The 12,926-nt window shown below is 53.9% G+C and carries 12 protein-coding genes; 5 read left to right on the forward strand and 7 right to left on the reverse strand.

The window, feature by feature from the left end; translation table 11 throughout:
• Positions 1-3: 3 nt before the first annotated feature.
• Both ATG98_RS02570 and ATG98_RS02575 read right to left on the reverse strand, forming a co-directional pair.
• Entirely contained in the window at positions 4-555 is a 552-nt protein-coding gene (locus ATG98_RS02570; RefSeq protein ID WP_098422074.1) for a DUF1415 domain-containing protein, read from the reverse strand.
• 42 nt (positions 556-597) lie between these two features.
• On the reverse strand, positions 598-2,184 hold the full coding sequence (locus ATG98_RS02575; protein WP_098421711.1) for an ABC-F family ATPase: 1,587 nt from the start codon (positions 2,182-2,184) through the stop codon (positions 598-600).
• 206 nt (positions 2,185-2,390) lie between these two features.
• On the opposite strand from ATG98_RS02575, the gene ATG98_RS02580 reads away from it, so the two are divergent.
• Positions 2,391-2,669, forward strand: a complete 279-nt coding sequence (locus ATG98_RS02580; RefSeq protein ID WP_098419369.1) for a peptidylprolyl isomerase — start codon at positions 2,391-2,393, stop codon at positions 2,667-2,669.
• Between the two features lie 70 nt (positions 2,670-2,739).
• Here the strand turns inward: ATG98_RS02580 and ATG98_RS02585 are convergent, their stop codons facing one another.
• Positions 2,740-3,600, reverse strand: coding sequence for a DUF2059 domain-containing protein (locus tag ATG98_RS02585; RefSeq protein WP_098421712.1), 861 nt, complete (start codon positions 3,598-3,600; stop codon positions 2,740-2,742).
• Between the two features lie 128 nt (positions 3,601-3,728).
• A complete protein-coding gene (locus tag ATG98_RS02590; RefSeq protein ID WP_098422075.1) occupies positions 3,729-4,628 on the reverse strand; it encodes a LysR family transcriptional regulator in 900 nt (299 codons plus the stop codon).
• Between the two features lie 136 nt (positions 4,629-4,764).
• On the opposite strand from ATG98_RS02590, the gene ATG98_RS02595 reads away from it, so the two are divergent.
• A complete protein-coding gene (locus ATG98_RS02595) occupies positions 4,765-4,959 on the forward strand; it encodes a hypothetical protein (protein WP_098419371.1) in 195 nt (64 codons plus the stop codon).
• A gap of 394 nt (positions 4,960-5,353) precedes the next feature.
• Here ATG98_RS02595 and ATG98_RS02600 read toward each other — a convergent pair whose 3' ends face one another.
• The 3 genes from ATG98_RS02600 to ATG98_RS21780 are packed head-to-tail and all read right to left on the reverse strand — an operon-like array spanning position 5,354 to position 7,414.
• Positions 5,354-6,466, reverse strand: a complete 1,113-nt coding sequence (locus ATG98_RS02600; RefSeq protein WP_098419372.1) for a DUF3618 domain-containing protein — start codon at positions 6,464-6,466, stop codon at positions 5,354-5,356.
• Complete coding sequence (locus tag ATG98_RS02605) at positions 6,456-6,854, reverse strand: phage holin family protein (RefSeq protein WP_098419373.1); 399 nt, start codon at positions 6,852-6,854, stop codon at positions 6,456-6,458. Before ATG98_RS02605 ends, ATG98_RS02600 begins: the two co-directional genes overlap by 11 nt.
• Positions 6,851-7,414 (reverse strand): hypothetical protein, encoded by a 564-nt coding sequence (locus ATG98_RS21780; RefSeq protein WP_179888022.1) that lies wholly within the window; start codon positions 7,412-7,414, stop codon positions 6,851-6,853. The genes ATG98_RS02605 and ATG98_RS21780 overlap by 4 nt, the downstream gene beginning before the upstream one ends.
• A 1,215-nt stretch (positions 7,415-8,629) precedes the next feature.
• Between ATG98_RS21780 and ATG98_RS02625 the strand changes: the two genes are divergently transcribed.
• The 3 genes from ATG98_RS02625 to ATG98_RS02635 all read left to right on the forward strand — a co-directional run bounded on the left by ATG98_RS02625 (position 8,630) and on the right by ATG98_RS02635 (position 12,926).
• Positions 8,630-9,463, forward strand: coding sequence for a PIG-L deacetylase family protein (locus ATG98_RS02625; RefSeq protein ID WP_179888024.1), 834 nt, complete (start codon positions 8,630-8,632; stop codon positions 9,461-9,463).
• Positions 9,464-9,589: 126 nt separating this feature from the next.
• Entirely contained in the window at positions 9,590-11,758 is a 2,169-nt protein-coding gene (locus ATG98_RS02630) for an HAD-IIB family hydrolase (RefSeq protein ID WP_179888026.1), read from the forward strand.
• 1 nt (position 11,759) lies between these two features.
• Entirely contained in the window at positions 11,760-12,926 is a 1,167-nt protein-coding gene (locus tag ATG98_RS02635) for a glycosyl transferase (protein ID WP_098419379.1), read from the forward strand.

Consider the following 12,926-nt stretch of genomic DNA (forward strand, 5'->3'; position numbering starts at 1 on the left):
CGGTCAGGAAGGATTTTCCAGGCAGCTCGCCAGTAAGGCGCGCATTTTCTGGACACCCAGTTTTTGCGTGAGTTCAATATTACGCTCTGGTATGTCATCTACGTTCGGATAGTGATCAATGGCCACTTCCAGGCTGGCTTCGCGCAGCAGATGCAACATCGGGTAGGGCGATCGATTGGTGTAGTTTTCGGCATCATCCAGCCCGGTGCCAGCGAATTGATAGTGCGGGTGAAAACTGGCAACCTGGTAAACACCTTCCAGTTTCAAAACCGCCAACAGGCCGTTGGCTTCTTCCAGAAACTCGTTATACCGCCTGAAGTCTCCCAGCGCGTAAGGATGAATCAGCAGGGTGGTTTCCAAGTCTGGCTCGTCATTCAGGCGCTGGAGTTCCTGCTGCAAATACTGCAGCAGCTCCTCTTCGTTCGTCGCTTCACACACTGTAAAGCGCACGCTGTCTTTAACGAGTTCGCGCTTGGCGAACGGACAGAAGTTCAACCCAACGACTACCGTGTCCACCCAGTGACGGGTAGCGCTAATAATGTCTGACTGATTCACACCCTATCCTCTTGCATAACCACGTGCGTTACTTGCTCTTACTTATACGTAGCCGCGGCTGCGCAGGTATTCGTCGTAGTTGCCGCTGAAATCGATGACTCCGGTGGCATCAAGCTCAATAATACGGGTCGCCAGGGACGATACAAATTCCCGGTCGTGGCTCACAAAAATAAGCGTGCCTTCGTAGTTTTCAAGAGCCAGGTTTAGCGCTTCAATCGACTCCATGTCCATGTGGTTGGTGGGTTCGTCCAGCAGCATCACGTTCGGCTGTTGCAAAATCAGTTTGCCAAACAGCATTCGGCCCTGCTCTCCTCCTGACAACACGTGAACCGATTTTTCGATATCATCGCTGGAAAACAGCATACGGCCCAATGTGCCGCGAATCACTTGCTCGCCGCCGGTGGTCCAGCGTGCCATCCATTCGTTCACGTTCATGTCCTGAGCGAAATCTGACGTATGGTCCTGGGCGAAGTAACCAACCTGAGCACTGTCAGTCCACTTTACCTCGCCGCTGTCTGGCTGGTACTCCCCTGTCAGACATTGCAACAGCGTCGTTTTACCGACGCCGTTGGGGCCAATAATGGCAACCCGTTCACCGGCTTCAATTTGCAGACTGAGTTTTTTGAACAGCGGGATGTCGGTAAAACCCTTGGTTAATTCCTTCAGCGTTAACGCTTGGCGGTGAATCTTCTTGCCCGCTTCAAAACGAATAAACGGACTGACGCGGCTGGACGGTTTTACATCATCCAATTGAATCTTGTCGATCTGGCGCGCCCGCGAAGTGGCCTGTTTGGCTTTAGAGGCGTTGGCCGAAAAACGACTGACAAATTGCTGAAGCTCGGCAATCTGAGTCTTTTTCTTGGCATTTTCTGACAACATGCGCTCGCGGGCCTGGGTGGCCGCGGTCATGTACTCGTCGTAGTTGCCCGGGAACAAGCGCAACTCACCGTAATCCAGGTCCGCCATGTGGGTGCACACGCTGTTCAGGAAGTGGCGGTCGTGAGAAATAATAATCATGGTGCTGTTGCGCGCCACCAGAATGCTTTCCAGCCAGCGGATGGTGTTAATGTCCAGGTGGTTAGTGGGCTCGTCCAGCAACAACACATCCGGATTTGAAAACAGCGCCTGGGCCAGCAAAACCCTCAGCTTCCAGCCCGGCGCCAGTGCGCTCATCAGGCCATCGTGCTGGTTCAAAGGAATGTCCAGGCCCAGCAATAACTCACCGGCGCGGGATTCCGAGGTATAACCGTCCATCTCGGCAAATTGCACTTCCAGATCCGCCACGGCCATGCCGTCGTCTTCGGTCATCTCTGGCAGCGAATAGATACGGTCGCGTTCTTTTTTCACCGCCCATAATTCTTCATGGCCCATGATCACGGTATCAATCACCGTGGAGCTCTCGAAGGCGAACTGATCCTGGCGCAATTTACCCAGGCGAATATTGGAATCGAGCATGATGTGCCCTGACGACGGTTCCAGATCGCCACCCATGATTTTCATCAGGGTCGACTTTCCGCAACCGTTGGCACCAATCAGGCCATAGCGATTGCCGTTACCGAATTTGGCTGAGACGTTTTCGAACAAGGGCTTGGCCCCGAATTGCATCGTAATATTGGCAGTAGCGATCAAGGCAGCAACCTGTAGACGTAAGGCCGGTACCGGCAATTCACCAGGGAATCCGGAGCGGCTGAAAATAGACGCGACATTGTACAGGATTGCGCACAAAATGGTCAGCCAGCATTAACACTGACAAAAAGCTCTTGCCAGAGGCCGCCATGGCGGGCAGCATTCGCCAGTCGTCTTTAAACGCACAAAATCATTTGAGGAAGCGAAACATGGCACAAGCAACAGCGCGTCACATTCTGGTAGACACCGAAGCGAAGTGTGAAGAACTGAAAAAAGACATTAAAGGCGGAAAAGATTTTGCCGAAGTCGCCAAAAAATATTCATCTTGCCCGTCTGGCCGCAACGGCGGCGACCTGGGCTCCTTCGGCCCAGGTCAGATGGTTCCAGAATTCGACACCGTGGTTTTTAGCGCTGACCTGAACACCGTACAAGGCCCGGTTAAAACCCAGTTTGGCTATCACCTGCTGGAAGTGACCAGCCGCGGCTGATCTGTTCGCCCGGCGAAACGTTCATGAGTCGCCGGGCGCTTATTACAGAACTGCGCTCCTCATCCAACGATTACTTGGTGGTCTGCGGAGCTAAAAACTGGCCCAACTGCTCGCCAATACTCTCTACAGGCTCGATAACCGCCTGCTTCACACCACTGGACACCACGCGGGTAAAATCCGCACCGGCATCGCTTTCCAGAAAGCTTAGATACTGCTCCATTTCCGCAGCACTGATATCCTGGTAGGCATACAGGTAACTGTTAAACACCTGCTGCTCCACAACCCCTTTCAAAGCCGGGCGCTGGCTTTCTATGCGCCTTTGAAGCGTTTCGAAATTCACCGAATCGCTGCTGAACGCGGCCATGGCAGACGCTAACCCAAGCTGCACCGCAATGGTGGCATCGACAGCACTTTGGGTTGCGCGGGAAGCGCGGTCAAAGCGCACGAAACTCTTGGCGCGGTCGGTATTACCAAACCTTTGGACCAGTTGATCGGCCTGCGCGCTGATTTGCGGCCATACCGCCGGTGCTGATGCGGCGACTTCCGCTCGTGAAATTTTCTGGGCGACGGGCGTGTCGTACCAATCCGCCACGGCTTGCAACTGCCCATTGCTCAACTCCGCCTGCAGGCGGCCTGCCACCTGCTGTTCAATTTTCTGCGGGTTAAAACTGTTGCTGACCGCATACCCGACCGCATCAGCCACCATCGGCGGCACCTGGCCGGTCTGTTTCAGGCCATCGCGTATGCCCTGGCTCATCATAGCCGGGTACTGCGCAATAATTTCATCCATCGGCGAAGCTCTGAGCACTTGCCTTGCGTCTAACGTCTGCTGCTGTTTTGCAGCGGGTGATGCTGCCACAGCGGCAAGCGCAGGGCTGCCCAGCAGGGCCGCCGACATCAAAAAAACACAGATTTTTTTACCAGCCATCATAATGCCGCCATCCAAAGATAATGTGGGCTGTTTATGACACGGCCAACGCCCACGCGGCAAGTAAATCCCTGCGCGAGCGGATGACAGTTTGGTAGGGTTGATCGCCGTGCGGCACACAGCAACGAGCATTAGTAAGTGGTGCTGAACTCCAGGCTAGCCTCAAGGGCCCGCAGGCGGGATACCAGAAAAGCCATCACCAGCCGTACCCTCGCCATCTGCTGGGTGTCCTGATTCACGTGCAACCATAAATCCACACTTTCACCTTCCAGCGGCTCCGACAGGCGCCGCAACTCACGAGCGTCTTCGCCGAGATAGCAGGGCAATACAGCCACCCCTGCACCGCTGCGGGCCAGTGCCACCATTGCCTGCAAACTATTACAACGAATCACCGAGGTTACCTGTTTCAGGTGGCGACGGTACCAGCGCCCGGTAGCCAGCAGGCTGAAGGTTTCATCGGGGATAATCCAGCGCAGCTGTTCCGGCCGCTGGTCGATATCGAAACCGCGGTTACGGCGACAGTATCCCGGGGTGGCATACACAGCGTATTCCATCGCCGCAATGCGCTCACCTTCCCATGTCGCCTGGGGTTTGTTTTCCGGGCGCAGGGTCAAATCGGCTTCGCGATGGCTTAAATTGCTGACGTCGTTGTCGGTCAGAACTTCCAGCTCAATGTCCGGGTACTTTATAAGCAGGCTCGCCAGAATCGGCGCTAACAGCTCAGCCATCAGCGTGTCCGGGGTGGCGATGCGTATCTTACCCTCAAGCGCGGTTGTTTCCTGGCGTAATTTGCGCTCCAGGTTTTCCATTTCCGCCGCCAGTTTCTCAGCCTCGTGAAAAGCCATTTCACCGGCAGCCGTCAGCTTCAAACCTTCGCGGCTGCGCTCGAAAAACCGAACTGCCAGGGCCTCCTCCATGTGGTCAAGCCGACGCAGCACCGTGGTTTGGTGCACACCCAGTATTTCTCCGGCCTTGGCGAGGGTGCCACCTATTGCCAAAGCGCGTACATATCGTAGATAATCCCAATCCATAAATCACTGCATATTTGCAACGTGGATAGGGATTATAACGTATTTATACTGCAAATATGAATCTATATAGTTAACTATATATTCGGCAAATGCCCGAAATTCACTGTTGAGAAATTTCTTGAAGGAGGAAAGCACTATGGCCACCAAGCCAGTCGCAACCGTTCACCAGCTGCCGTCATCCATCCTCCACAACAGTGGGGCTATCCGGAGCCAGTACACTCGTAAAGCCAGCCGTCACATGGTTCAGGCGATCGCACGAAAATTTCGCTCCTGGAACAAAAGAGCGGTGGCTGTTGCTACCGACATGGGCCAAGTGCAGGGCGGCCACTAAGCCGACCTGACAATCAAAAAAACGCCGGCGAGCCCTTAGCCCCCGGCGTTTTTTTGTGGCTGAAATTTATCGATCGAAAACCCAACGCAAAAAAAGCACTCATGAGTGCCAGTCCCGTGCCATAGTCTATATCGACCAACCAGCCGTATAGCTGAATTCAATTATAAAAAAAGGAAAAAATCGCCATGAGACTGTCACGTAGAGCGCCTTACACCACGGCCGCCTGGGCCTTCATAATGATCGGCTCAACCGCGTTTTTCCTGTCCAGCTATTTTGGTTTTCTGAGTTAAAGTTCAGCTGGGGGTGCAGCTGGATTGAAAACCGGATCAGAGAAGGTAGAACCGTGTCAGCCCGTACATGAACTGCGGGCTGACACGTTCTGCCGAGATCGCGTTTACGACTTATTTATATCGCCGACGTTTTGCCTTTTCGCTTCCGATTCGGCGGCATCTGCGATGCGCTTGCCAGAAGATTTTGCCTCGTCGGCCAAGGCATGGCCTGCCGTGTCAGCAGGGGCGGCGTCATCGGCATTTTCCTTAGCTTCCCTGATAACCTTTTTGGCTTCATCCGTAGCCGCCTTTGCCACCTTGCCGAGCTTTTGCTTCTCTTCTTCGAAGATACGCTCCGCGTCGTTTAGCAATTTGTCGCTCTGTTCACCAAAGTACTGATCTTCCATCCGGCTGCGCGGGAGGGCGGCTCCCAAAGCGGCACCAAGGGCAACCGCAAGTGCACCGGCGATCAGCGGCTGCTCTTCAAACATATCCACCGCGCGATCGCGACCCTGGCGAGCATAGGATGCCGCAGCATCGCGTGCACCTATGGCACTTTCCCGCGCTGAAATGACGCGGTTACGCGCCTCCTCCGTGAAGTTTTCTGTGCCTTCGGCCAGCCGTTCTTTCCACGCGGCTGCCCGATCAGATGCCGAGGAAGCGAGGTTGTGTGCGCTATCCGCTACAGAATGGCCCGCGCCTGATATTGATCCTGCAGCACCTTTGGCTTTATCGGCGACAGTTGATCGGGCACTGTCACTGGAGGCCATATTACCCGCGCTTGCTCCAATGCCCTGCCCGTCGCGATAATTCGTCCGCGCCCATGGCGGAGTACCATTTGGGTAAGTGTAATGATCTTCATAGTGTGACCGGGGCGTATCGTCTGGTTTTGGACCAGGCGGGCGCCCGCCGCGATCATCATTTCGATCTTCGTTATAGTCAGATCGACCATAATTGCGGTTGTGGTCATTGCGATCACGCCCACCGGACTTGTCTCCCATGATCAACCAGGCAAGACCTACACCCGTTAGCGCCAAAGCCACTGGATTACGCTTAACCGCTTCTGACACAGAGCGCCCTATGTCACCACCGTGCTCACGGAACTGGTCCGAAACCTGACGCGCAATTGACTCAACCGAGAACTTATTCTGCAAGCCATCCAGCGCGTCGGTCAGGCCGGCACGTTCACGCTCAATCTCACGTTCAATTTCTTCGGGACTGCGTGAATCATTTTTCATCGTAAACCCCCTTTACGGCTTGCGCGTCGCGCTTTACATTTTTCGCCGTTCTTGTCGGAGCGAGACTGCTGAGTTCCAGCTCACTCATGCCCTTTTTGATCATCACAAAGGCAATGATCGCAAAGACCACCCCCACGATCAGCGCCGACCATCCTGCAGGCACGCCCGCTTCGATCATCGCTGCTACAAGTGCTGCTGACAACACGTTGAGCGCGGTCAAAGCCACCACTACGGCACCAATGATCACGCCAATGGCAACACCTGCGCTTTTAAGATTTTCATTGACTTCGGACCGGGCCAGATCGACTTCACTCCGAACAAGAGAACTGACGTGGTTCAGGGCGTCAGCCAGCAAACCTCCGGCGGATTTATTCGGATCGGTGCTCATATCGTGTTTCCTCCACGACTGGGTGTGCCTGCCGGGCCTTGGCCGCTGGCTGAACTGGAAGTGCCAAACCGGTCACCGGTGGAGTATCGATCCGGTTGGGTTCGATACTGGTCGGCTCCGTTGGAATCAGACCTGCCATCACTGGATGCCCTGGCAAAACGAGTTGCTGCGAAACCAATAAAAGCCGCGCTGCCGAGGAAAACCATCGGATTGCGCCGGGCAAAGTTTGTGACAGCACCTACCATCTCGCCCAAATCTTTGTCACGCATAGTATCAGAGGCATCCGCCAGTGCTTCTGCAATCTGGCTAAACGTCCGTTCCTGAGCAGAGCCACTGCGCATTTCTTTTGCAGCGGTCCGGAGGGCCGAAGCGACATCTTTAACCTCATCCGCTGCAGCCCCCTTCGCTTCATCAGCGTAATGGTCAGCTTCGGCTGACACTGTATCTGCGGCCTCCTGCGCACCGGCCTTCACTTCTTCTGAAGCAGCGCCGGCGGCTTGCCTGACTTGCTCTGTTATCGGCTTTTCACCGCGAGGATTATTTTCTTCAGTATTCGTCATAGTGAACTCCTTGAACTAAAAGACCAGATTGAAAACCACCAGAACAACAACGATAACTCCGATGAGATAGAAAATGTTGCGCATAGGATTTCTCCCTAACTACTAAAATTTTTGTTATCCAGAAGATAACGCTGGAATTCGTTTTCGGATACAAAAGTTAACAATTTAAATATAGAACCATGCGGACGCCTTTTCAAAGCGTTTCAGACATCATTACAGGTTAATAATAATGTGGTTTTGATTAACACACTTTAATCCAAAGCAAGAGTGTATTTATAGTGTGGGGTCTAGTTGGCATCGGCTTTAATGAGGGGAAGTTATGAAGTGTGGGGAAAAGTATTCTATTCTTAAGCCGTCGCGGTTGGTTATGTAATGAATGAATAAGCAATAGTGCCTTTTAATCCTACGGGTTATTACCTCCTGACATCCTCCAGATCTTCCCTTTCAACCTCAAACCACTCCCACCCTCCGTCAAGAGCCGGGTTCCGAATAACCGGTACACTCCGCTCGATAACCCTTTGGCCCCGCGGGTCAGTAAGGTCGTCATCGGCCCGCCCCCATGAGTGGTCAGTGTGGTCCACACCACATCAACCATGATGAACATGACAATGAAGGCCCCGGATAAAATCAAACCCATCTGGCTTCTCCTCCGGTGTGCCTGACCCAGCTATTGATAAACAATCCCGACTACGAATCTAACTGGAACCGCAGTCACAACCGGAATGGTTGCAGCCTTTACCTTCTGCGCACTCTCTGCTGCAGAATATTCCTATCGCGGTTTTAACATGTGTTTCATCGTCAGCCACTTTGCAATCGCAGCCCTCGTGCGCACACTTATAGGTGCCGTCAGCGCTTACATTGCCCATGATTTACTCCTTTACTTCATGATTGAGTTCAGAAATTTCACGTTACTAAGCAATTGACAGTTCAACCGGAAGATATCAAACCGACATCTTCTCCGGTCTTCTGAGTATAGGCGTAAAACACGGGCACTACCGATCACTACTAATAAGACTATCCTTAAATTTTTGTAAGTGCCCGCTTCTCATACCTGCCCTATAGTTCTGGACGGCGCCTTCGTCTTTTATAATTTACCGACGATCATGATGATCTGTAGCGCCGCATTGCATATCAAAATACTACGTATTTATGGGTATAAAGTATCGTCACGTTTAGCGCGCAATTTAAATGTTTATAGCCAGGGAGCAGGATTTAATGCCGGATTACAGCGTTCACACACAATCTGCTGCCACCGGACATTCTTCGCCTGCTGCTGAGGCCGTACTGCGCTATCAACAACAGCAGCAACATCAACAACAGCACGATCACAATTGCCAGCACCAGCACGCGATCCCGGTTTCAGGGATGGGCGCAATACTGGTGGTATCCCCCCATCCCGACGATGAAACCCTGGGCTGCGGGGGCCTGATCGCGCTTTGTGCCCGCGCTCAGCACCCCGTTTCAGTTCTGGCCATGACCAACGGTGAAGCGTCTCATCCTGGCGATCAGATATGGCAGCACAAGCTCGGTCAGATCCGCCAGCAGGAACAGCTCAACGCGCTGAAAACGTTAGGCGTTCCGAATCCTGATGTTATTTCTTTAGCACTTCCCGACGGAGGGCTCGACCGGCTGCGCGGCGACAAAACAAACGCGATCAGCGCGTTAATAGAAGAGAGCATGAAATCGCGCAACATTAAAACCCTTTTTCTGCCGGCTATTGATGATTGCCATAACGACCATCAGGAAACCGCCAGGCTACTCGCCAGGATCGCTACAAACTACCCGGCTAAGTTCATTTTCAGCTATCAGATCTGGCCACCCGTCACTAGGTCAGCGCAGGTATCCAGCAATGAAGCAGCTTACGCGCTTGATATTGCGCAGGTTCTTACTCTTAAAAAACAAGCAATCGAGGAATTTCGCAGTCAATTGGGCGATATCGAGCCAGCCCACACTGAGGGTTTCCGCATACCGCAAGTGCTGTTAGAAAAAAAATTGGAGGCTCATGAATCTTACGCACTGATCCAGAACGTTTTCGCCTGGAGCAGATGAGCACGAACATTACGGAGATACGATTGCACGGCCTTCTTACGCCGGGCGACTTTTAAAACCACGGAACGCGTTAGCGTGAGGCATCAAATGGAAAGGGTCTTCTCAGGTAAACCGTCCGGCGTGATCATGCACATCGCCCTTCAGGGGTGCCTTAAAGCAGGATCGATTCCCTATGGTTTGACGGCCGATACGGGCGGCCATATCCGTTACCTTCTGGAACTTGTTGCAGCCCTTGCTGAGTGTCCCGAGGTATCGCATCAAATCATCGTGACCCGGGCCTTCGACGATCCCCATCTGGGCACGGAATACAACCAGCAGGAAGAGAAAATGACCGACAGCGTCACCCTCTGGCGCTGTCAGGGACATTCCACAGCCTACTTGTCCAAAGAAGAATTATGGAAAGAGGTCCCTCACCTGGCCGACTGCCTTATCTCTAAGATGCAGCATTACGGCATTCGTCCGAACCTCGTTCACGCGCATTACGCCGATGCAGGTGTTGTCGCAATGCGACTGAAAGCCGCTTCAGGCATACCTTATGTGTTTACGGCTCACTCTCTGGGTGCCACCAAAGCGCAGCACAGACCGGCGAACAGCGATATCGGAAAAGACCTGAGGCGCCGAATCCGCTACGAAGAGCTGGCCATTAAACATGCCGACCAGCTGATCGCAAGTTCCGAACACGAAGCTCAGATTCAATACGGACTGTATAAATCGAACAATGCGCGCAAAACGCTGGTTAATCCACCGGGATGCCATGTGGAGAATTTCCGTCGTAGAGCGCCAGCACCGATAGCGAAGCAGATCGATTCGGAGCTAAAGCGGTTTCTTCGTGAACCGGATCGCCCCTGTATTCTGGCACTGGCCCGCCCGGTGGAGAAAAAGAACCTTTGTGCTCTGGTGAGAGCCTATGGCGAGCATCCGAACCTCCGTAATCAAGCTAACCTGGTGATCTACGCCGGAACACGACGTGAGATTGATTTGGGGGAACCGGAAGCTCGTCACGTATGGCAGCAGCTTTTAAAATTGATCGACCAGTACGATTTATACGGCCATGTTGCCTACCCAAAACACCATACCCTGGAACAGGTGCCAGCCATCTACCAGTGGGCGGCCAAACGCCGCGGGGTATTCGCCAATCCAGCCCTGATCGAACCGTTTGGGCTCACGTTACTTGAGGCAGCCGCTTCCGGGCTTCCGGTGGTGGCAACTCAGGAAGGCGGGCCCGTTGATATCCTCAACCGCTGCGGGCACGGGTTACTTGTGGCTCCGTCCGATATTCGCGGCATAGCGGACGCTTGCCATCGATTAATATCCAACGATATCGAGTGGCAGCATTACAGTTCACACGGGCACCGCAATGTCGACTTCTATACTTGGTTCCGTCACGCGCGCCAGTACGTCTTAGACATGGATCTTGCCGTGCCCGCAGACCCGATTCCTTTTAATGTCAGGCGAGCAAGGCAGTTACTTGCTACGGATATGGACGGCACATTACTCGGGGACCGCGACGGACTGAAGCGCCTAGCGATCTGGCTGGCGCAGAATCGACACTATTTGTTTGTAATAGCGACCGGCCGCTCTGTAGCAGCCGCCTTGCGGGAGCTGGAAATTTGGAAGGCGCCCTTGCCCGACTTTCTGATCACCGATGTCGGCTCGTCTATTTACCGAATCGATTGCCATAGAAAAACCCATCTAATCCACTCCTGGCACCGGCAACTGGACACAGACTGGCAACGCGACGAATGCGAACGGCTACTCAGTCGGCATTCTGCTCTGGAACTGCAGCCCCAGAACACACAGTCTGCGTACAAACTCAGCTTTTTTATACGAGCCACAGGAACCAACACACCAGGCCCCCGCCCCATGACGGCATCCTCTGCCTGGCACAATGAGGCTATAAAGAAAGAAGTGGAAAAAGTCTTGATGTCGGCCGGTCTGGTTGCCCGCGTTGTGCATTCCCACGGCAACCTTCTCGACGTTCTTCCTGAAGCGGGCGGCAAAGCTAAAGCCGTAGAGTTCCTTCGCAAGCGCTTCACCATAGATCGCCAGAAGGTTGTAGCATCTGGCGACTCGGGTAACGACACGGATCTTCTTCAGTACGCGGCGCTCGGCATTGTCGTCGCTAACCATACCGGCGAACTCGAAAGTCTGCGCGATTGTCGCAGTCTTTACTGGGCAGACGCTGACTACGCTAACGGTATTCTTGAGGGCTTAGAACGCTTCGAAAATCCAAAAAAGCTAAGCCAGCCGATGCGAAGAATCCCGGAAGTTAACACCGCCGAAACAGGAGATTAACATGGTCTCGCATCCGGTCATTACTGACAGTTCGACTCTTTCCCGGCGACCTGTCGGCTATTTTGTGCATCACCACGGCCATGGGCATGCTAAGCGTTGTCTGGCGATCGCACACCAGCTGAATCCGCGCCCGGTAATCATTTTCTGTGCCAAACCTGACATATTTCCAAACCTGCCAGATAACGCTGAAATCGTCAGCTTGCCGGATTTTCACGGCAAACAGGCACGATCAGAACACCTGCACCAACAACCACCCTGTTCGGCGCTGGACTGTGCACCGGTAGGCGTGTCGGCTATCCGCGAAGCCAGCGGCATCATTGCGGGCTGGCTCGCCCGCGAAGATCCGGCTCTGTTTGTGGTTGATGTGTCGGCAGAGCTTGCCCTGCTTAGCCGGATCTGCAGTGTGCCCGTTGTCAAAATCCGCATGCACGGCGACCGTGAAGATGCGGCGCACCAGGCCGCTTATTCCGCCTGCGCTGGCATACTCGCACCCTTCGACGAAATACTGGAACAGCCCGACTGGCCAGATCATTTACGCGCGCGAACTTTTTACGCAGGTGGCCTGATAGACACCCGCAATCCGGTCCCGGATAAAGCCGAGTCCCGTAAGCTCCTGGGATTACCCAAGCATCAGCAGATCTTTGTTATTGTCGCGGGAAACGGCGGCGTCGGTATTCCAATCGCACCGGTCACCCTGGCAGCGCGAGCCTATCCGGATGCACTGTGGCTGACCGTTGGCAAAACCGTTCGATACGGTCATGAAACCGACTTTTCGAACCTCAGAGATGTTGGCTGGGTTGATAACGTTAACGACTACCTTGCCGCCGCCGATGTTGTTGTGGCAACACCGGGCGACACCCTCACCCACGAAATTGCGCGGGTTGGCCGGCCGCTTATCTGCATTCCCGAATGGTGTTATTACAACGAACAGGTGCGTAAGGCCGAAGCGCTTGCCGCCCAGAATCTGGCCGTTTACTCGCCAACCTGGCCTGCCAGCTTCGGGCAATGGCGTAGTCTGGTGGAGCAGGCAGGCCAGTGTGATATTTCCCGACAGCGCCTGCTAGTGGATGACCGCGCCGCCAGCTGGGCCGCCGCCTGGTTAGAGGAACTTATTCAGAAGCTGTGGCTTGAGAGCACGCCTGACGAGCAGATGAAAGCGGAGAAATAA

It is taken from the genome of Marinobacter sp. LV10R520-4 (assembly GCF_002563815.1).
Classification (GTDB): Bacteria; Pseudomonadota; Gammaproteobacteria; order Pseudomonadales; family Oleiphilaceae; genus Marinobacter.